The sequence below is a fragment of the Vibrio sp. PBL-C16 genome, assembly GCF_034321865.1.
GTDB classification, from domain to species: domain Bacteria; phylum Pseudomonadota; class Gammaproteobacteria; order Enterobacterales; family Vibrionaceae; genus Vibrio; species Vibrio alginolyticus.
The window spans coordinates 1,347,603-1,367,048 of record NZ_JAXLNY010000001.1 but is presented as its reverse complement, the minus strand read 5'-3'; the positions used below and the strand labels follow the sequence as shown (position 1 = coordinate 1,367,048).

18 protein-coding genes are annotated in these 19,446 nt (G+C 45.7%); 11 read left to right on the top strand and 7 right to left on the bottom strand.

The genetic code is table 11. The annotated features are described in order from the left end of the window. Positions 1 to 40 precede the first annotated feature (40 nt). Together UQW94_RS05860 and UQW94_RS05855 are read right to left on the bottom strand one after the other, a co-directional pair. Positions 41 to 913: a LysR family transcriptional regulator gene (locus UQW94_RS05860; RefSeq protein WP_017633836.1), complete on the bottom strand. Its 873-nt coding sequence runs from the start codon at positions 911 to 913 to the stop codon at positions 41 to 43. An 80-nt stretch (positions 914 to 993) separates the two neighbouring features. After that, entirely contained in the window at positions 994 to 1,800 is an 807-nt protein-coding gene (locus UQW94_RS05855) for an arylamine N-acetyltransferase family protein (protein WP_322142085.1), read from the bottom strand. A 293-nt stretch (positions 1,801 to 2,093) separates the two neighbouring features. Here UQW94_RS05855 and UQW94_RS05850 point away from each other — a divergent pair, with 293 nt between their 5' ends. The 5 genes from UQW94_RS05850 (at position 2,094) to UQW94_RS05830 (ending at position 6,561) form a co-directional block, all read left to right on the top strand. Continuing rightward, positions 2,094 to 3,242, top strand: a complete 1,149-nt coding sequence (locus UQW94_RS05850) for an S-(hydroxymethyl)glutathione dehydrogenase/class III alcohol dehydrogenase (protein WP_213906617.1) — start codon at positions 2,094 to 2,096, stop codon at positions 3,240 to 3,242. Between the two features lie 62 nt (positions 3,243 to 3,304). Further along, complete coding sequence (fghA, locus tag UQW94_RS05845) at positions 3,305 to 4,144, top strand: S-formylglutathione hydrolase (RefSeq protein WP_005374382.1); 840 nt, start codon at positions 3,305 to 3,307, stop codon at positions 4,142 to 4,144. 444 nt (positions 4,145 to 4,588) lie between these two features. Then, positions 4,589 to 5,044 (top strand): hypothetical protein, encoded by a 456-nt coding sequence (locus tag UQW94_RS05840; RefSeq protein ID WP_005374384.1) that lies wholly within the window; start codon positions 4,589 to 4,591, stop codon positions 5,042 to 5,044. A gap of 5 nt (positions 5,045 to 5,049) precedes the next feature. Continuing rightward, positions 5,050 to 6,147 carry a GGDEF domain-containing protein gene (locus UQW94_RS05835; RefSeq protein ID WP_005383270.1) on the top strand — a complete coding sequence of 366 codons (1,098 nt, stop codon included), beginning with the start codon at positions 5,050 to 5,052 and terminating at the stop codon, positions 6,145 to 6,147. Between the two features lie 24 nt (positions 6,148 to 6,171). Beyond that, on the top strand, positions 6,172 to 6,561 hold the full coding sequence (locus UQW94_RS05830; RefSeq protein ID WP_322142084.1) for a hypothetical protein: 390 nt from the start codon (positions 6,172 to 6,174) through the stop codon (positions 6,559 to 6,561). A gap of 110 nt (positions 6,562 to 6,671) precedes the next feature. Here the strand turns inward: UQW94_RS05830 and UQW94_RS05825 are convergent, their stop codons facing one another. Both UQW94_RS05825 and UQW94_RS05820 read right to left on the bottom strand, forming a co-directional pair. After that, positions 6,672 to 7,475, bottom strand: coding sequence for a Cof-type HAD-IIB family hydrolase (locus tag UQW94_RS05825; protein ID WP_047706325.1), 804 nt, complete (start codon positions 7,473 to 7,475; stop codon positions 6,672 to 6,674). Between the two features lie 95 nt (positions 7,476 to 7,570). Beyond that, positions 7,571 to 8,458: a LysR family transcriptional regulator gene (locus UQW94_RS05820; RefSeq protein ID WP_025553238.1), complete on the bottom strand. Its 888-nt coding sequence runs from the start codon at positions 8,456 to 8,458 to the stop codon at positions 7,571 to 7,573. Positions 8,459 to 8,584: 126 nt separating this feature from the next. Here UQW94_RS05820 and UQW94_RS05815 point away from each other — a divergent pair, with 126 nt between their 5' ends. The 3 genes from UQW94_RS05815 to UQW94_RS05805 all read left to right on the top strand — a co-directional run bounded on the left by UQW94_RS05815 (position 8,585) and on the right by UQW94_RS05805 (position 11,862). Further along, the gene (locus tag UQW94_RS05815) at positions 8,585 to 9,451 is read left to right on the top strand and encodes an MBL fold metallo-hydrolase (protein WP_005497688.1); all 867 of its coding nucleotides are present in this window, start codon (positions 8,585 to 8,587) and stop codon (positions 9,449 to 9,451) included. Beyond that, complete coding sequence (locus UQW94_RS05810; protein ID WP_005497686.1) at positions 9,445 to 10,065, top strand: DsbA family protein; 621 nt, start codon at positions 9,445 to 9,447, stop codon at positions 10,063 to 10,065. The genes UQW94_RS05815 and UQW94_RS05810 overlap by 7 nt, the downstream gene beginning before the upstream one ends. Before the next feature lie 117 nt (positions 10,066 to 10,182). Next, positions 10,183 to 11,862, top strand: a complete 1,680-nt coding sequence (locus tag UQW94_RS05805; protein WP_322142083.1) for an RluA family pseudouridine synthase — start codon at positions 10,183 to 10,185, stop codon at positions 11,860 to 11,862. Between the two features lie 94 nt (positions 11,863 to 11,956). On the opposite strand, the gene UQW94_RS05800 is transcribed toward UQW94_RS05805, so the two are convergent. After that, complete coding sequence (locus tag UQW94_RS05800) at positions 11,957 to 13,297, bottom strand: MATE family efflux transporter (RefSeq protein ID WP_322142082.1); 1,341 nt, start codon at positions 13,295 to 13,297, stop codon at positions 11,957 to 11,959. Positions 13,298 to 13,803: 506 nt separating this feature from the next. Between UQW94_RS05800 and UQW94_RS05795 the strand changes: the two genes are divergently transcribed. Next, positions 13,804 to 14,952: a GGDEF domain-containing protein gene (locus UQW94_RS05795; RefSeq protein WP_025768745.1), complete on the top strand. Its 1,149-nt coding sequence runs from the start codon at positions 13,804 to 13,806 to the stop codon at positions 14,950 to 14,952. Between the two features lie 3 nt (positions 14,953 to 14,955). Here the strand turns inward: UQW94_RS05795 and UQW94_RS05790 are convergent, their stop codons facing one another. Both UQW94_RS05790 and UQW94_RS05785 read right to left on the bottom strand, forming a co-directional pair. After that, positions 14,956 to 15,237, bottom strand: a complete 282-nt coding sequence (locus UQW94_RS05790) for a hypothetical protein (RefSeq protein WP_005374405.1) — start codon at positions 15,235 to 15,237, stop codon at positions 14,956 to 14,958. 132 nt (positions 15,238 to 15,369) lie between these two features. Beyond that, positions 15,370 to 15,654 (bottom strand): pyrimidine/purine nucleoside phosphorylase, encoded by a 285-nt coding sequence (locus UQW94_RS05785; protein WP_005383244.1) that lies wholly within the window; start codon positions 15,652 to 15,654, stop codon positions 15,370 to 15,372. A 328-nt stretch (positions 15,655 to 15,982) separates the two neighbouring features. On the opposite strand from UQW94_RS05785, the gene UQW94_RS05780 reads away from it, so the two are divergent. Together UQW94_RS05780 and UQW94_RS05775 are read left to right on the top strand one after the other, a co-directional pair. Beyond that, positions 15,983 to 16,486 carry a DUF2850 domain-containing protein gene (locus UQW94_RS05780; protein ID WP_053308095.1) on the top strand — a complete coding sequence of 168 codons (504 nt, stop codon included), beginning with the start codon at positions 15,983 to 15,985 and terminating at the stop codon, positions 16,484 to 16,486. A gap of 369 nt (positions 16,487 to 16,855) precedes the next feature. Next, entirely contained in the window at positions 16,856 to 19,402 is a 2,547-nt protein-coding gene (locus UQW94_RS05775; protein WP_322142081.1) for a glycosyl hydrolase family 18 protein, read from the top strand. Positions 19,403 to 19,446: the final 44 nt, after the last annotated feature.

The following is a 19,446-nucleotide window of genomic DNA, read 5'->3' as shown; positions in this document are numbered from 1 at the left end:
CGTTTTAGCAACTTCAGTTGTATTAAAGTTCATGAAAACTCTAATCTGCTAGTTCCTGCGCTAAAAAGTCGATCAACAACCTCACTTTGGGCGATAAATTTCGGCTTTGTGGATACAGTGCCCAAATGCCTTCACGGTCGTCTCGGTAATCGGTCAGCACCTCGACTAGCTCACCGTTATCTAGAGCTTCTTGAACGTAATAGTCCGGCAACTGCACTAAACCCAAACCACGTTTGGCGGCGCCCATTAGCGCAAAACCACTATTGCATTTAATCCTCCCCGACACGCGCAAAGACTTATCGCGTTTATTTTCCTTAAAATGCCAATAATCGACCGAACCAACCAAGCACTGATGTCGAGCCAGTTCGGATAATGTGTGAGGCTCGCCAAATCGCTCCAAATACATAGGGCTAGCACACACGTAATTTTGACGCGACGAAAGACGCTTTGCGATCATGCTGGAATCTTGCAGGCGGCCAAGACGAATCGCCACGTCTACCCCTTGCTCTATCAAATCCAGTTTTTGGTTGGTCAGAACTAAATCGAGGTCCACACGCGGGTACTTCTCCAAAAACTGATGCAAGAGCGGCGCGAGGTTCATTTCCCCATAGGTCACGGGCGCTGTCACACGCAGCAAACCTCGCGGTTCGGTCTGCATTTGTGTTACAGCAAGCTCAGCCAGTTCTAGCCCTTCGACCAAATGTTTGCACTGCTGATAATAAAGCTGTCCAGCTTCAGACAGAGAAACTTTTCGCGTCGTGCGATGCAGTAACTTAACCGCAAGACGCTCTTCAAGTGCCGATACACGGCGACTGATTTGTGCCACTGACGTTTTCAGTTTAGCCGCGGCAGCTGTAAAGCTGTTAGTTTCCGCTACGGCAACAAACTCGCTGACTCCTTCCCAATTCGCCATGCTGTATTCCTGTCGACCTCTTCTAGACAAATAGTGATTACATTGTTCTCGTCGCGCTACGCTTTGAAAACTGGAAAACTTTACGCGTCAGGTAACGGACGAAGTTCGTCGTATTGCGCATCAAGCTCAATGCCAAAATATTCTTTCAACGCATCCAGGTAGGTTTGACCTGGCTCTAGCTCTATTTCTGTTAGCTCTTCATGATTGGTGCATCTGAGTGTGTAGTTAAGCAGCGTCACCAACCCACTTTCTGTCGCTCTAGCAGCGACTCTTGCGCTAGTAAAACGCGAATTAGGCGAAGTCGAGGTAAAGAAGTTGCTACATGCAATGTCACCAGCACACACGAACTCTAGGTCAAAGCTGTATAGATTGTTCCACACGTCCGTTCCATCGGTTGAAAGCACTTGGAGGAAATAACCAAACTGAGCATCTTTGACAAAACGGAAGGTTTGTAAATCCGTCTGAATCACTTGGTCAAGGATAAACGGCAATGGCGCTCGAGGGGTATTGGAGCCAAAGCCCACATCAATAATCCATGTTTGTTCCTCGAACGTCACTAACGTGATTTGATGACTACGACCTGTTGGTGTACCAGACACATGTACACGCCCTAGCAAACTTCGCGCTTCAAACCCAAGAGTGTTGAGCACATCAAGCATTAAACCATTTAATTCAAAGCAGTAACCACCGCGAGAGTGGTACACGGTTTTTTGAATAATATCTTCAATCTCAACAGAGACGCCTCGCTGCAATGCGATGTCAAAATTCTCAAACGGCAGGCAACGATGCTGCGCCACGTGAACTCTGTGCAATGACTCCAAATCGGCGGGCAATTCACTAGGCAAGCCTAGCTTGGTTAAATAGGCACTCAGATCCGTCTTATTCATAATCACTCTTACTTAGCAGATGGTTTGACTGTTTTCTACTTTAGCCCCTCTATCTAACTTCAGGTCAATCACCTTTTCCATTTCCCTTCCGCTTTAAGGAGGCATAGCACTCTTTTCACACGCTCACCTTATCATTATTACGCATATGTAAAAATCATTTTCAAAATGGACGGATTATCATTTTTACTGAAACACCTAAAATGAGCACCAACAAAACGACGCAGCGCGGTAAGCAAACCTTAACTACGCTTATTACGTCACTCCATATACTGAAAATATAAAGGAAACATCCAATGTCGCTTGAAATCAAACTTGGTCAAACTCACATAAAATCAAAAGCAATGGTCGCTTGGGCTGCAGGTGAGCCGCTTAAAATGGAAGAAGTTGATGTACAACTTCCAAAAGCCGGCGAAGTGCTAGTACGCATCGTAGCAACTGGTGTTTGCCACACTGACGCATTCACTCTATCAGGCGATGATCCTGAAGGTATCTTCCCTTCAATCCTTGGCCACGAAGGTGGTGGTATCGTTGAAATGGTTGGCGAAGGCGTAACAAGCGTTGAAGTTGGCGACCACGTTATCCCACTTTACACTGCTGAATGTGGTGAGTGTAAGTTCTGTAAATCTGGCAAAACGAACCTATGTCAGGCCGTTCGTGAAACTCAAGGTAAAGGCCTAATGCCAGATGGCACAAGCCGATTCTCTATCAACGGCGAAACTATCTTCCACTACATGGGTTGTTCTACTTTCTCTGAGTACACGGTTCTTCCAGAAATCTCACTAGCGAAAGTAAACAAAGAAGCACCACTTGAAGAAGTTTGTCTTCTAGGTTGTGGCGTAACCACTGGTATGGGTGCGGTATTAAACACAGCTAAAGTTGAAAAAGGCGACACAGTGGCAATCTTTGGTCTAGGCGGTATCGGTCTTTCTGCAATCATCGGTGCTCGCATGGCTGGTGCCAGCCGCATCATCGGTGTAGACATCAACGAAAGCAAATTCGACCTAGCGAAACAACTTGGTGCAACTGATTGCATCAACCCACAAAAATTCGACAAGCCAATCCAAGAAGTGATTGTTGAAATGACAGACGGTGGTGTTGACTACTCATTCGAGTGTATCGGTAACGTAAACGTGATGCGTCAAGCACTTGAGTGTTGTCACAAAGGTTGGGGTGAGTCAGTCATCATTGGTGTTGCTGGTGCAGGTCAAGAGATCTCAACTCGTCCGTTCCAACTAGTAACTGGTCGCGTATGGCGTGGCAGCGCTTTCGGTGGCGTTAAAGGCCGCTCTGAGCTTCCAGAAATCGTGAACCGTTACATGGCTGGTGAGTTCGGCTTACAGGAGTTCATTACCCACACAATGGGATTAGCAGACGTCAACAAAGCGTTTGATCTGATGCATGAAGGTAAGAGCATCCGAACAGTTATCCATATGGATCAATAATGCTGCCTCAGGCTCTCCTTTTGGGGAGCCTGAATTCCTTCTGCTAATTAGAGAGTTTATTCATGACCATTGAAAATGTAAGCCAAGCCAAAGTGTTTGGCGGTTGGCACAAGCAATATACACACGAATCCAATGCCCTAAACTGCACCATGCGCTTCGCGATATTCTTGCCACCTAACGCAACGAAATCAAATCCCGTACCCGCGCTATACTGGCTCTCTGGTTTAACGTGTACCGATGAGAACTTTATGCAGAAAGCGGGCGCATTTCGTATGGCGGCCGAGCTTGGCATTGCGATCATTGCACCAGACACAAGTCCGAGAGGCGAAGGTATCGCTGACGACGAAAGCTATGACCTAGGAAAAGGAGCTGGCTTTTACCTTAATGCGACGCAAGCACCTTGGTCACTGCATTACTGCATGTACGACTATGTGACTGAGGAGTTACCTGCGATCATCGAAAGTAACTTCCCTGTCTCTGACGTGAAGTCGATTTCGGGTCACAGCATGGGCGGCCACGGAGCGCTCACCATTGGTCTGAAAAATTCAGAACAGTACCGTTCTATTTCAGCGTTCAGTCCAATCAGTAACCCAATGCAATGCCCTTGGGGACAAAAAGCCTTTACTGCTTACTTAGGCAAGGAGCTTGAAAGCTGGAAGCAATACGATGCAAGTGAACTTCTAAAACAACAACAATCACCATTACCAATTTTGGTTGATCAAGGTGATGCTGATGGCTTCTTAAATGAGCAGCTTAGACCGGAAGCGCTGATTGCTGCGGCAAAAATACACGATTCAAACCTAACCTTGAGAATGCAACCAGGCTATGACCATAGCTATTACTTCATCTCAAGCTTTATTGAAGAGCACCTCAACTTCCATGCAAAATATTTGTTTGCATAGTTAATTTAAGTAAGCTCATGAAATAAAAAATAAAGTCACCAAAACTAGGTGACTTTATTTTCTTTACGTACTAACAAATACATATCTGAATATCGATGATTTAAATATGTAAAATAATGTAACTTAAGAACAAATTCGACGTCCATTTCTCGCCTTATTAAATTCTCATTTCCGACACGGCATCTTTATTAAAAATGATACAAAGTTGCACTAAAAAGTAATTAAATACCGCGAAATCATTACGAAACTCTACCATCATCCCAATACTCTGAGCTTTTAATTAAGAAGCAACTTAATAACCTTGACGTGACGTAAACCGACAGTTATTTTTGAAACATAACGTATTATAAAATCTCATCCGGTTGGCTCTATAATTATAAATAAATTACCGCTAGCACCTTTGTCCTAGCTAAGAAAAAAGAATAAAACTCAAAAGGGCATATGATGAAAAAGATAGTCGCGCTAGGTCTGTTTTTTGTTGCGCCATTCTTGTCTGCAAATACGATCGTATTTAGTAGTAGCCAGCAGCCTAGTGTCATACTGGAACTGGAAGAGATCCAAGCTTTACCTACCACTAGCTACACGATGACATTGCCTTGGCTTCCTGCCTCGTCAGAATTTTTAGGCGTTAAACTCAGCACGCTTCTTACACACGTCTACGGAAAGGTACCAGAGCAGGTTGATATCAGCAGCTTAAACGACTATCACTCGACATTGTCCCGACAAGATATTCTTCGATATCAACCAATACTGGCTTATCAACAAGATCAGAATTACATAAAAGTCAGGAATAAAGGCCCTTTCTGGGTGATATATCCACTCAATCTCTATCCAGAGCTAAACTACAATAAATATCATGCGCAAATGGTATGGCAAGTAAATGAAATAAAAGAAAAATAATAAGAATGAAGTTATCAGAACCCTATTCTAAGAAACAAAGAATATTGCAATATTCTACCACCAGCAAAATGCTGCTGGTGGTGTTTGCCGTTTCTTTGCTTCTCGCGAATGTCGTGCTTTTACAGCAAACACGTTCACTCTCACAAAATTTTAATAACGAACAAAAACAAGCGACTTGGTTTTTATTCCAACTCTCCAAAGAACTATCAGAACTTGTCGGTGAGGCCAGACGGTTAGATGAAAACGTATTGAATATTGATGGTGCAGAGCTTCAATACGAGTTAGCGTGGAGTCGCTTTGACTTATTGACCAGTAGCACGAAAGCCAATAAGTTCTTTTCTCGGAACAACATGCACCTTTACTTCATTAACCTTTTTGAAGAGTTCAAAGAGCTAGAAAAACAACTAGTAGAAGCTAGAACAGGTGATAGCCAAGCTGCTGCTGCATTTTATCGTTCAACTCAAACACTATATTTAGGCTTAATAGACTTCGTTAATCAAAACTTCCGCCTAAGCAGTAAAGCTTATGAAGCACAAAAAGGTCAAACCCAGCGCTTAATGCAAGCACAATATATGTTGTTTGCGACGTTCGTTTTGTCGATTATCTCTCTAACTTATTTCTTTTATCGTGAATCCCATTTTCATAGAAAATTGGCGCTCAGCGACCCTTTGACGAACCTAGGGAACCGCAATGCACTATTCATAACCCTAAACAAATTTACTCAAGAAAAAAGGCCCTTTTCTCTCTGGATTCTAGATTTAAATGGTTTTAAAGAAGTCAACGACACACACGGACACCAAGTTGGCGACACTGTACTGCGGGAAATCGCTAGGCGGCTTAATTCTATGGCACTCAATGATTTTACTGTTTATCGCATGGGAGGAGATGAGTTCGCGGTTATCCTTGAAGGTGAACATCTCAATGAAGAGAACGTACGTGAGCAGATAAATACCGTCTTTGATGCACAAATATTAAACTCCGATAAAGTCTCAACACTTTCAACAAGCATGGGCTTAGCGCAATACCCTAAAGACAGTGACAATGTTGACTTTCTTATCAGCATAGCGGATAAGCGCATGTACAAAATGAAATTTCAACGTTAAACGGTATATATGATGAGAAAGTTCATGCAAGTACTGCTTCTACTGGCAGTCATTGCGGCAGGTGTGTTGGCTTGGGTATTTATTCCATCGCACGAAACCATCGGGCAAAAAACGCTTGAGCAGGCACTCAACGACGACTACAGCCTCGTTGGACATCGAATCTACTCAACCGATCCGGATGCTGGCAACCGATTCGGCTACTTCGTATTGACAACGGGCCAGAGCATTGAAGAGCAAGAGCCGTTTTTGGTCACTTCGGATCAGTTTATTCGCATGGAGCAAACGGGTGATAATACCTTGTCTGTGACCATCAATGGCCGTATTTACCATTATCATAACGACTTGTGGGTGCCAAAATCAGACGGGAAATTGCAACACTTTTTAGTCAGCGCAACCGCCAAGTACGTACGCTAAAACGGGAACATTACTACCCCCTCCCACCACACACACAAAAAAAAACGAAGCCCCGCATACACTGCGGGGCTTTTTACGTGAAGAAGAAAATAACATCGAATAAATGAGCGTTACTTCGCTAACACTTTCTCTTTAATCACTTTGAGTACCCCAGCCTCTTGGTTGCTTGGCGCAGAATAACGAGCGATTTTCTTAATCTCTTCATGCGCATTGGCAACCGCGTACGAATGCTCACTGACTTGCAGCATTTCGAGGTCATTGAGGTAATCACCAAACGTCATGGTTTCGGCCGGAGTAAAATTCATCGTCTCTTGAAGATGCTTAATGGCCGCGCCTTTAGACGCCTCGGCATTCATCACATCCAGCCAAATTTTTGCGCTCACTACAACTTTATGCGTTGCGCCAAACTTCGTGTTCATGGTCGGGAACAGGAGCTCTTCCGAACCGTCAAAGTGACAAATCGCTACCTTGATGAACTCGTCTTCGACCTCAAGCAAATCCGTCACCGTTTCACAGCGATGGTAGTACTTTTGAAACTCTTCCAGTGATTGCTGATCATGCGTTTCGATGTACGCCGAGCGCTTGCCACACAATACGATGTTCGCTCCATCAATTTCACGAGCCGCTTGCACAATCTCCGCCACTTCCGCTTTAGGAATGGTGCAACTGTAGAGCTCTTTGTCTTGGTACATCACCAAGGTGCCGTTTTCGGCCACATACAACACTCGATCTTTGATTGGCGCGAACGTGTCTCGCAGGCTGTAATACTGACGACCAGACGCAGCAGAGAACAAAATGCCTTGCTCTTCCAGTTGCAAAAACAGGTCGAAAAACTCTGGATCCAAACGACCGTATTGGTCAAGCAAAGTGCCATCCATATCGGAAGCAATAAATTTGATGCGAACTTGTGACATTAACTAAAACTCTAAATGACGCTGCGAAAAATATATCCATGTAAGGTACAGGATCTTGTATGAATCTCAAGTCGGGATAACGACGCCTTTCGCGATTACCAAGGGTGCAGTTTAAAGTAATCTTCACTGTGATCGATGAAGGCTCTCACCGCAGGAGACAAGTGTTTACGCGATGAATACAGCGCGTAAATGTTGAGATCATTTGGCTTCCAATCCGGCAACACCGACTCAAGCTGACCCGATTGCAGATAGATATTGCTCAAATAGGTTGGCAACATCGAAATACCCATGCCTTGTAAAGCGCCATGCAATAACGCCGTGGCCTCATTGCTGGTTAGGCGACACTCAATTCCCACCGACTCGAACTGGTCGCCCTGAGACAAATGCCACACGTGACGCTCAAAGTTTTTGTAACCCAAACAGTCGTGTGAAGATAAATCTCTCGGATGCGTGATCGCGTGGTGAGTTTGCAAGTATTGCGGCGATGCCACCAACACCGATTCACACACCGCAATCGGCTTACCAATCAAAGAAGGATCGGGATCTGACGCAATTCGGATTGCCAGATCGATACGTTGCTCGGTTAGATCACTCACTGAATCTTGCAGATCTATGTCGATATGCACTTTGGGGTGCTTTTGCATAAAACTGTTTACTGCTGGGATCAACTGTGAGAATCCAAATGAAGTGCTAGACGCGAGACGGATTTTTCCGGACAGCTCACCATCAACGGCAATGTTCGACGTCAACGTATCGGCCTGTTTTAACCAGCGCTCAATCTGAGGCAAGCTGCGCTCCCCTGCGGTGGTGAGCGACACCTTGCGCGTGGTGCGGTGCAACAAACGAGTTTGCAGCCAGTTCTCCATCGCCTCTACATAACGAGTCACCATAGGCCGAGACATGTCTAACCGCTCTGCGGTCGCAGTAAAACTGCCAGAATACACCACATCCACAAATACTTTTGCTGCCGTTACTCTGTCCATACATTTGCTCGAAATAAGAAATAGTGATGCACATTATTGTGTATTTTTCCGAGCGTATCAATTTCCTAATATAGCTCCCGTTCCCAAGCCATCGTCGCTTGGCCCCAAATTCTTTAGGAGCTTATTATGAAAAAATTCACTTTGATTGCTGCATCCGTTTTAATGGCAAGCCCTGTCCTAGCGGCAAACCACTCTCCCCTTACTCTTGAGGTTTACAACGCCGACGGTAACAGCTTCCACGTTAACTCAACCTTGGTATACGGTGAGACTGACGCCATGGTCATCGACACTGGCTTCACCAAAGCTGACGCGATGCGCATTGCCGCTAAAGTGTTGGACTCAGGCAAAACGCTTAAAACCATTTTTATCAGCCAAGCGGACCCAGACTACTACTTTGGCGCAGAGGCCCTACACCAACAGTTCCCTGATGCGCAGATCATCGCAACGCCTGCGGTTCAAAAAATTATTAAAGAGAAACTGGCTGGAAAGCTGGCGTACTGGGGACCAAAGCTGGGCGCAAACGCACCGGTAAAACCAGTGATCCCTGTCGCGTACGACAAAGCATCATTGGAGCTAGAAGGTCATAAGATTGAAATTCGTGGTAACCACGGCACATCAGCACACCGCCCTTACCTATGGATTCCAGATAACAAAGCGATTCTAGGTAACGTAGCCGTGTACTCTAACGTACATTTGTGGATGGCCGATGCCGCTGACCAAACCGCTATCAATGCTTGGGAGCAACAACTTAGCGAGATGCTTGCGCTTAAACCTCAAGTGGTCATCCCTGGTCACATGAAAGCAGGCACAAAGCTGAACGCAGACACCATTCGCTACTCGCAACAATACTTGCAGGATTTTCAGCAAGCGAAAAAACACAGCAATAACAGCGTTCAACTCATTGACACCATGTCAGCGAAATACCCAGAAGCTCAATTGCCAATCGCGCTAGAAATCGGTGCAAAAGTGCATACTGGTGAAATGTCATGGTAACCGTGCATTACTTCTTCGATCCCATGTGTGGTTGGTGCTACGGGGCATCACCACTCATCGAAGCCTTGATGGACACCTCTCAATTTAAGGTAGAGCTTCATCCCGGCGGTATGATTGAGAAACGCGCGATTGAATCTGAATTTCGTCAGCACATCATCAACAGTGACGCTCGTATCGCAACCGAAACCGGAGCAACGTTTGGTGAAGCATATCTGCAACGCGTGAAAAGCGAAGATGCGTTTGTTCTTGATTCTTATCTACCAACACAAGCGATCTTGAGTGCGGAGAAAATGGGGCTGAATCCATGGCACATGCTAAAGGCCATCCAATCCGCGCATTATCAGCTCGGGTTAAAAGTGAATGAAGCATCGACGCTCAAAGCCATTGCAGAATCGCTAGGTTTAGCAAACGATGTGTGGGAGCAAAACATGACGTTAAGCGAAGCCGATCTAGATGAGAAAATTCGCTCTAGCCGACAGTTGATGCGCCAGTTACACGTTGGTGGCTATCCAACCCTGATTGCAGAAGTAAATGGCGAGTACCTGACCTTGCCGCACTCGGCCTACTACGACAAACCGGCACAGTGGAAGCTGGCATTACAAAAACTGCAATAAGCTCTTCCCCACTCGCTCTTGTTCTTAATCCAAGAGCGAGTGCCAACACCGACATGGCAATCCTGACTCAAACAGGTACAATCCTCGCTCGATTTTTTACTCGCGCGGATACCCACCATGCACTCGCCTGAACATTGTTTTACTCGTTTTACTGCTGATACTTCTGACTATGAATTACCAACGCAGTTTACGTTTCCGTTCTACTACACGCCGCATCCTCTTTGCGTTATGGCTGCAAAGCAATTGCAACAGCACTTATTAGCGCAAACCGACTTCGAACACGATTTTGGTTTGGTTAATGTAGAAACGGGGCGAGGCAAAATGTTTGGCGTATTGCTGGTAGAAAGCTCTCAAGGCGATCTCGGCTTTTTAAGTGCGTTTTCTGGCAAAATTGCTGACCAAAACTTGATTCCAGGATTTGTCCCTCCTGTGTACGACATGCTGACCGATGAAGGCTTCTTCCGCGCAGAAACGGATGCCATCAACGCCGCCAATGCGGAGTACAAAACCTGTGCCGCGAATCCGGAATTAGCGGATCTTAAAGCGCAAATCCAAGCCGACCGAGCCGCTTATCAGCAAGAGGAGCAAACACAGCGCCAAGTGATGATTGATGGCCGCGCCGCACGCAAGCGACAGCGCCAACAGGGCGAGCAAACGCTCAATGCCGATGATCTCAAAATCTTGTTGGATGAGTTGGGTAAGCAAAGTGTCGCTGAGAAAAACGTTCTCAAATACTTAAAGCAAGCGTGGGATGAAAAGCTTGCAATCAAAGAAGCGCGATTGGCCGAGTTAGAGCAGCAACTTGCTCACCTGAAAGAGCAGCGCAAAACGCTCTCCAACGCTTTACAGCACAAATTGCATAAACAATACCGCTTCCTAAACAGCCATGGCGAAGCACGCGACTTGGTGGACATTTTTGCAGACACCACAAACCCAGTTCCACCAGCAGGTGCGGGGGAATGTGCTGCGCCAAAACTGCTCCAATACGCGTTTAAACACGGATTCAAACCGCTGGCGTTGGCAGAATTTTGGTGGGGTGTGTCGCCAAAGTCTGAAGTTCGCCAACACAAAAAATTCTACCCATCGTGTAATAGCAAATGTCAGCCGATTTTGGGCCATATGATGCAAGGGCTGGATGTCGAACCTAATCCATTGGCGGAGAATTGGGCAGAAGACAAAGAACTAGAGATAATCTACCAAGACGACGCTATGGTCGTCGTCAACAAGCCCTCGGGCTTACTTTCAGTGCCTGGTAAAACTATCAAGGACTCTGCTTATACGCGCCTACAAGCGATGTACCCTGATGTGGAAGGGCCGTTTGTGATTCATCGCCTCGACATGGCGACCTCTGGCATTTTGGTGTTTGCCTTAACCAAGCGCGCGAACAAAAGTCTGCAAAAACAGTTTATGGCTCGCGGCGTAAAAAAACGTTATATGGCACTGCTCGAAGGCGTATTAAACGAGCCTGAAGGGGAAATTTCACTGCCAATGCGTGGTGACCCCGACGACCGCCCACGTCAACTGGTGTGTTTTGAACACGGGAAACATGCAGAAACCTACTGGCAACTGATTGAAGTCAAAGATGGACGCAGCAAGGTATACATGTATCCGAAAACAGGGAGAACTCACCAACTACGTGTACACAGTGCTCATCACATGGGGTTAAACATGCCGATGGTTGGTGATGGTTTATACGGCGAAAAAGCGAATCGCTTGCACCTGCATGCTGAGATGCTAGAGCTGGATCATCCATACAGCAAAGAACGCATGGTGTTCCAAGCTGAGTGCGAATTCTAACGTCTTCCCAAGTTTAAATAACAAAAAGGCACTGACTATCAGTGCCTTTTTTTTCTAACACCAGAATAAGCGTGATGCGCGATACCGAAAACCGTTAGCTCACCTTAAACTTGGTCCACACCTGAGAGCGCCAACGCCTTGCCATGATGATACCACGTACCCATTCATCGAGTGCGATTGCCATCCAAGCCCCTAAAACGCCATAACCCAAGTGGATGCCAAAGATGTAAGAGAAAAGCACGCCTAATCCCCACATACTCAAAATCCCCATTTGCACTGGGAACTTGATGTCACCCGCGCCTTTGAGCCCCGCGATAAAAATCAGGTTAAACACACGTCCGGCCTCGAGCAAAATTGAGCCCATGACTAACGAACCTGCCAATGCGAGTATCTCTGGTTGATCGGTAAATACGCGCAGAATCTCTTCTCTAAACAGGTAAATCAGTGTGGTTGCCGCCGTTGATGCCACAAACCCCACTAAGAAGTAGATTTGTACGCGTTTTAAAATGCTACTCACCCAACCTTTACCGATGTAGTAACCGGTCTGAATTTGCGCTGCCTGACCAATTGCCAACGCGAAAGCAAACGAGAAACGGGCAATGTTTTGTGCATAAGTGAAAGCCGCCAACGATGCCGTCCCCATTTGCACCACAAAGTACACAATGCAGATTTGCGCCACGTTGTAAGACAGCACTTCACCCGCGTTCATACCGCCGATTTTTAAGATCTTTTTGTAAATCTCTGCCGGTACTTGTTTCATAGTCGACATTGGTAGTTCAATGCTACTGCGAGCGAGAATAAACCATAACATTAACGTACCGATGATTTGGCTGACGACGGTTGCTATTGCCACGCCTTGCACACCATACACAAGTAAACCAAATGGCTGGTAAAGCGCAATATAGTTACCAATGATGTTGAACACACCCGAGATCAAATTCACCACCATTGGGGAACGTGAATAACCATGACTACGCAGAATAGTTGTAAAAACAACGCCAATCGTAACGTTAAACGTCATCGCACCGCTTATCAGCAGATATTCATGAGCGTACTGCTCGACTTGCGCTTCCAAGCCGTAATACGGGAGTAGGTATATCGCACCAAGCACGGCAATCACACTCAATAGCACACCGACGAGCACAGACAACGCAATACTCGCAACACCAACGCTCACTGACTCTTGCTCGCGTCCAGCGCCATTGTATTGGGCAATCAAAATCCCCGTACCGCTACTGACAAACGTCGAAACGATGATTAAAAAGAAGGTAATCTGCGTGATCACACCAACAGCGGATACGGCTTTGTCTGAGTAGCCACTCAGCATGAACACGTCACTGGTTCCTAAAGCCGTCCGTAGCAAAATTTCGACAAGAATTGGCCAAGCTAATGCCACGATGGACATTCGTTGGTTGATGTTTTGGCTTTTAGGCATGCTTGTAACCTTTCCTACAACTAAAAACTGCCTCACAATTTTGTGAAGCAGTTTAAAAATAGTGACTCGAACGAAGCTCGATATGAGGTTGTGATTTAGCGCGGATTCTAGTCGCATATTGGTCATAACGACAACAATATTTCGCCCTGTTTCGGAAAAATATTTCTAATGCATTTTCGAAACGACATATGCCTTGACGATACGTAGAGCAGAGATTGGTGAACAATACTCTCAATCAACGAGCACCGAACAGAATTAGGATAATCAATATAAATGCGTCTAACTAGATACATTACTTTGAGTTATCAGTCCAACCATATAGAGCCATGAAGAACCGTCATGAAAACCTGCATGCGCCACCATTCCTCTTTGAACACTCGCACCAAATCACACTGATGGCTTTGCACTAAAAATGACTGATATCACATTTGGAAACTTTGTTGTTCTATTTATCGCGAAAATACCGCCTAGAATAAGCGTACACGTTAATTAAGCAAGGATACGTAATGTCGACATTGGCTGGGGCGCGCTTAGAAGAAATGGCGGACATCCGCTCAACAAGAAAAAAGAAAATTGTCTTTTTATGCTCCAGTATCGCCGCTGCCTGTTTAACTTATGGTTCCATTGCTCAATCACTTGAGAATAACTGGGGTTTAAGCTTTTTCCATGCTTTGTGTGCCTTGGCATGCTTAGCAATCAGTTATGTAATAAAAGTCCAGCGGCACCATCAATACGCCGACTTATGGCTAAGTGCTGTCTTAATGTTCGAAGGGTTATTGTTACTTCTGTATAACGACGCTCCGTCAGGCAAGATGCTATGGCTATATCCTATTGTCGCCACTCTGGTATTAATTAATGAGTTTAAGGTCGGTCTGCTGTTCAGTGGCACCTACATTTTACTGATCTTTTTTGGGGTCGCTTTTTTAGATCGACTGCCAACAGCCACAGAAATCATAGAGCGGAGATTGATGCTGACCCTGATAGCGACCGCGTTTGTGTGTCACACGTTCTCGTATTACTACACGAAAGTCCTCAATTACATTCAAACACTGTATCGTGAGGGGATTGAGGAGTTAGCATATTTTGACCAGCTCACTGGGCTTGCCAATCGCTGGAGCTTTGAAACTTGGGCGCGCGCAAAGCTCGATGAAATCAAGCACTCATCTGATGACAGCATCACCGCATTGGTCTTTCTCGATATCGATAACTTCAAGCACATCAACGACACCTACGGGCACGATATTGGTGACCAAGTACTTCAAGCCTTCGCCACTCGATTAAAAAATAACATTCGCAACAAAGACAGAAAAACAGATAAACACGACTACTCCATCGCTCGATTTGCGGGCGACGAGTTTGTAATCATGCTTTACGATGTAAAAAGTAAAGATGACCTCGACAGCATCCTAAAACGGATCGTAAATCTGTTTCCGACAGGTTACCGAAGCTACGATATGATTAACGAGTTAACGATGAGTGTAGGTGCTGCTATCTATAAGCAAGATGCAAAGGATTTGTCTGAATTGACTCGATGTGCAGACAAAGCGATGTACGCAGCTAAACATACTGGTAAAAACCAGTACGCCTTTTATGAGCACTGCAATACTGAAGAACAGTCAACATCTGATGCACCAGCGGTACCAGAAGCTTGCTAATGACTAAGCGAACACATGCATCACCCAAAGCCCCACAACGAGGAATACGATTAACCACACTACTTGCAACGTTCTGTTCGGCTTGTCTTGCTGACGAGTGGGGTGATCTTTAAACGCACGGCCCTTCATTTTGCCCATTAAGCTCTTTCCTAGAGCACGTCGATAAAATTCACGTCTCTTATGAGCGGCATTGGCAACTTCGGTAAAGCGCTGTCTTTGCTCATTGGTGAGATCTTTGTCCTCGTAACGAGGAGGGAGATCAGAATGCTTGCGTTGTACTGCCATCACTTCCTCCCTAGTCGATGGGTACATTTTTATTAAGTATATACCCAAATAACCAAAAAGATGCGTTATAAGTGAAGCACATAGACGAAAAAACCACCCGAAGGTGGTTTTATGACGAGCAACAAATGAACGCTAGAAGTACTCACATAAATACGCAGTCGCTTCTTTCACTTGAAGCTCAAATGAAGAATTACCTTCCACTTCAAAAAACTCACCACTTTGATAAGTCGTCCAATCGCTCTCGCCAACACGCTTGACCACAAGCGCACCTTTTACAACCGTCATACGCTCTGGTGCTTGAGTACCAAACGTGTACTCACCAGGAAGCATCACACCAACGCTAACATCCTGATCTTTCTGGTTAAAGCCTAGTGATTTTACACTACCAGCAAAATAGCTATTTTCCTTAATATTCATTATTGGTTTCCTTATCAAAAGTCCGCTCTTTTTTACCTTGTTTCTTTCCGTTACTCAAGCTTTGAAAGCCATTAAACTCAACGTAATAACGCACATCCTTTGCTACTGAGCGAGAACCTCTTTTCGCGAGGATTAATCAGGCGACCTAAACCGAGCAAGAAAACCTGCGAAGTAATGAATGTGAGCAAACAACAAAATCATCAATAAGATGTGTATCTGAATGTAAAAGTGGACATTAGATCATAGTTTCGTCGTCTCAATGGCGGGATTGTTTGTTTTTAAAAAGGAAGGTTTCCACCATGTTAAAAAAGTGGAGAAAATTAGATCTATGACGGACTCGACTCGCCGAAGGCGAAAAGCACGACAAGAACCAAAACTTTCATTTTTGGCTCGCCACCAATCCAAAATCCTCAAGAGTACATTTGTCTGCTTCGGGATGGGTATGTTGACGTTTTTTGGCTATCAAATCCACCTCTCCTATCAAGACCACATTGATCCGGAAAAGGTGTACGGCGAATGGATTGAGATTGGCGCGCCACCCTACCAAACAGAACGTCTCGTTTTCACTGAAGATGGGGTATACCGAAACCATCGACTTATTACGACGGAATTTGAATTCGATGGCAAGGTCATCACGTTGAATACCGGATTAGGAAAGACCGCGTATCAGATCTCAGGCTCTCATCTTTCACCTCAAATACGCCGTATTGAGCCTCTTATTCCAGATCAGCGATTCATTCGTAAAGGATTTGAGCATACCGTTCAGGGCTCAGAAACCGGCGCAGCCTCTAAACGTCGTGCCGCGTTGAGTGAACACTTCAGCCGTGACTAATACGTCTTCACGGCTATTTTTCCTTTCAATTCTCTTTCTATATCAATGAAACAAAACCTTAATAAACAACAAAATAAGGTCTTCATCGCATTTAACTAACTCATTACTGAGTAAACAATAATTTTAGTTTCTGCTGAGATTTTATAAATTATTGACTCAGTCTGACACTTTCTGTGTAACAGAGTGCGAGTTTTAGTTAAGTTCTCTCAAGTGCCTCGAAAACTGTCTTAATTTTTTTTGACGAAAAAAAACTCTCTGAAATGCTGAGTGTGATGCTTTTGCACGTGGAGTAAATCCAATCATCTTATCTGGTGCAAGAGCAGCCTATGTTCTAGGTAGAACATGAATCCAAGGATTGAGAGAGAAGTTATGATTCGATTTAACCTATGTGCAGCTGGAGTTGCTTTAGCGCTATCAGGTGCTGCAGTTGCGGCTCCAACCGCACCAAGTATCGATATGTACGGTTCCAACAACCTTCAGTTTTCTAAAATTGAACTCGCGATGGAAACCACGTCAGGCTACTACGACATGGTGAAATACCATGAGCAAGCGAAGATCACTGTTAAATTTAACCAGTGGAGTGGCACACCTGGTGACACTTACAACGTCTATTTTGATGGTGTAAAAGTAGCAAGCGGCCCTATCACTGGTAGCCAAACGACAGCTTCGTTTGAATACGGCCAAGGTGGCTTATACCAAATGGAAATCGAAGCATGTGATGCGACAGGTTGTGCGAAAAGCGCACCAGCTGAAATCACAATTGCAGATACCGATGGTTCTCACCTGAAGCCACTAACGATGAATGTTGATCCAAACAACAAAACCTACAATACCGATCCAAGCGTCGTGATGGGTACGTATTTTGTTGAATGGGGCATCTATGGCCGTGACTACACAGTCGATAATATGCCGGTCGACAACTTGACTCACATCCTTTACGGTTTTATCCCAATTTGTGGCCCAAATGAGTCTGTGAAGTCTGTTGGCGGCAACAGTTTCAACGCGCTACAAACTGCTTGTACAGGTGTGCCTGATTATGAAGTCGTTATCCATGACCCTTGGGCTGCTTATCAGAAGAGCTTCCCACAAGCTGGTCATGAATACAGCACGCCTATCAAGGGTAACTACGCAATGCTAATGGCATTGAAACAACGTAACCCTGATCTAAAAATCATCCCATCGATCGGTGGTTGGACACTGTCTGACCCATTCTTCGATTTCGTGGACAAGAAAAACCGAGACACATTCGTCGCATCAGTTAAGAAGTTCCTGAAAACTTGGAAATTCTACGACGGTGTTGATATCGACTGGGAATTCCCTGGCGGCGGCGGTGCAGCAGCCGATAAGGGCGACCCTGTAAACGATGGCCCAGCATACATCGCACTGATGCGTGAACTGCGCGTAATGCTTGATGAATTAGAAGCTGAGACAGGCCGTACTTACGAGCTAACGTCCGCTATCGGTGTCGGTTACGACAAGATTGAAGACGTAGACTACGCAGATGCAGTTCAGTACATGGATTACATCTTCGCAATGACTTACGACTTCTACGGCGGTTGGAATAACGTTCCTGGTCACCAGACTGCGCTTTACTGTGGTTCATTCATGCGTCCTGGTCAGTGTGACGGTAGTGGCGTTGATGAGAACGGCGAACCGTACAAAGGTCCTGCTTACACAGCAGATAACGGCATTCAACTTCTTCTTGCTCAAGGCGTTCCTGCAAACAAGCTAGTACTTGGTACAGCAATGTACGGTCGTGGCTGGGAAGGCGTAACTCCAGATACGCTAACCGATCCAAACGACCCAATGACGGGTACTGCTACAGGTAAACTGAAGGGCAGCACAGCGCAAGGTGTTTGGGAAGATGGCGTAATTGACTACAAAGGCATTAAGTCATTCATGCTAGGCGCAAACAACACTGGTATTAACGGCTTCGAGTACGGCTACGATGCACAAGCAGAAGCACCATGGGTATGGAACCGTACTACGGGCGAGTTGATCACATTTGATGACCACCGTTCAGTGCTAGCAAAAGGTAGCTACGCGAAGTCTCTTGGTCTTGCTGGTCTATTCTCTTGGGAAATTGACGCGGATAACGGTGACATTCTAAACGCGATGCACGAAGGTATGGCCGGTGGTGTGGTACCTCAACCAAACCGTAAACCAACCGCAGCCGCTGGCGCAGATCAATCGGTAACAGGTCCTGCAAATGTGGTTCTAGATGGCAGCCTGTCAAAAGACTCTGACGGCACCATCGCAAGCTACGCTTGGGAACAAGTATCTGGCACAGCAGTGGTACTAACAGGTGCAAACACAGCGAAAGCAAGCTTTGATGCAGCAGAAGTTACTGTTGAAGAGCAATTAACTTTCAAGCTGACGGTGACTGATAACGAGGGTGCAACGGCATCTGACCTCGTTGTAGTAACAGTGAAACCAGCAGGTGTTGTTGACCCAGTGAACAGCGCACCAGTAGCGCAAGTTGTTGCTCCAGCAACAGCAAACGCTGGTGACGTTGTGGTTGTAGATGCAGCTGCGTCTAGCGATGCAGACAACGATACCCTGACATTCAACTGGACTCTACCTCAAGGTCTGAATGCAACGGTTGAAGGCTCTAAAGTCACGTTCACTGCTGCGGAATACCCGCAAGACACAAGCTTAAGCTTCACTGTAAGTGTGAGCGACGGTAAAGCGTCTTCATCGGCAAACGCGACAGTGGTTGTTGCACAGCACACAACCGATCCAAACCCTGGTACTTGTGACAACGCATGGGATGCGAGCGCAGTGTACACAGGTGGTAACCAAGTGACTCACGCAGGTAAAACGTGGGAAGCGAAATGGTGGACTCAGGGTGACGATCCTAGCCAATCTGGCGAATGGGGCGTTTGGAAAGAAGTTGGCGTAGCTAACTGTAACTAATTTCAGCCTTGCAGACTTTCTGCTAAATAAACAAAGGACAGCTT

Bases quoted from the DNA above. Each gene is read 5' to 3' on its own strand.
- UQW94_RS05810 (WP_005497686.1), top strand. From the start codon at position 9,445: ATGGTAACCGTGCATTACTTCTTCGATCCCATGTGTGGTTGGTGCTAC.
- fghA (WP_005374382.1), top strand. From the start codon at position 3,305: ATGACCATTGAAAATGTAAGCCAAGCCAAAGTGTTTGGCGGTTGGCAC.
- UQW94_RS05850 (WP_213906617.1), top strand. From the start codon at position 2,094: ATGTCGCTTGAAATCAAACTTGGTCAAACTCACATAAAATCAAAAGCA.
- UQW94_RS05820 (WP_025553238.1), bottom strand. From the start codon at position 8,458: ATGGACAGAGTAACGGCAGCAAAAGTATTTGTGGATGTGGTGTATTCT.
- UQW94_RS05825 (WP_047706325.1), bottom strand. From the start codon at position 7,475: ATGTCACAAGTTCGCATCAAATTTATTGCTTCCGATATGGATGGCACT.
- UQW94_RS05840 (WP_005374384.1), top strand. From the start codon at position 4,589: ATGAAAAAGATAGTCGCGCTAGGTCTGTTTTTTGTTGCGCCATTCTTG.
- UQW94_RS05835 (WP_005383270.1), top strand. From the start codon at position 5,050: ATGAAGTTATCAGAACCCTATTCTAAGAAACAAAGAATATTGCAATAT.
- UQW94_RS05855 (WP_322142085.1), bottom strand. From the start codon at position 1,800: ATGAATAAGACGGATCTGAGTGCCTATTTAACCAAGCTAGGCTTGCCT.
- UQW94_RS05830 (WP_322142084.1), top strand. From the start codon at position 6,172: ATGCAAGTACTGCTTCTACTGGCAGTCATTGCGGCAGGTGTGTTGGCT.
- UQW94_RS05785 (WP_005383244.1), bottom strand. From the start codon at position 15,654: ATGAATATTAAGGAAAATAGCTATTTTGCTGGTAGTGTAAAATCACTA.
- UQW94_RS05815 (WP_005497688.1), top strand. From the start codon at position 8,585: ATGAAAAAATTCACTTTGATTGCTGCATCCGTTTTAATGGCAAGCCCT.
- UQW94_RS05800 (WP_322142082.1), bottom strand. From the start codon at position 13,297: ATGCCTAAAAGCCAAAACATCAACCAACGAATGTCCATCGTGGCATTA.
- UQW94_RS05805 (WP_322142083.1), top strand. From the start codon at position 10,183: ATGCACTCGCCTGAACATTGTTTTACTCGTTTTACTGCTGATACTTCT.
- UQW94_RS05860 (WP_017633836.1), bottom strand. From the start codon at position 913: ATGGCGAATTGGGAAGGAGTCAGCGAGTTTGTTGCCGTAGCGGAAACT.
- UQW94_RS05795 (WP_025768745.1), top strand. From the start codon at position 13,804: ATGTCGACATTGGCTGGGGCGCGCTTAGAAGAAATGGCGGACATCCGC.
- UQW94_RS05780 (WP_053308095.1), top strand. From the start codon at position 15,983: ATGACGGACTCGACTCGCCGAAGGCGAAAAGCACGACAAGAACCAAAA.
- UQW94_RS05790 (WP_005374405.1), bottom strand. From the start codon at position 15,237: ATGGCAGTACAACGCAAGCATTCTGATCTCCCTCCTCGTTACGAGGAC.
- UQW94_RS05775 (WP_322142081.1), top strand. From the start codon at position 16,856: ATGATTCGATTTAACCTATGTGCAGCTGGAGTTGCTTTAGCGCTATCA.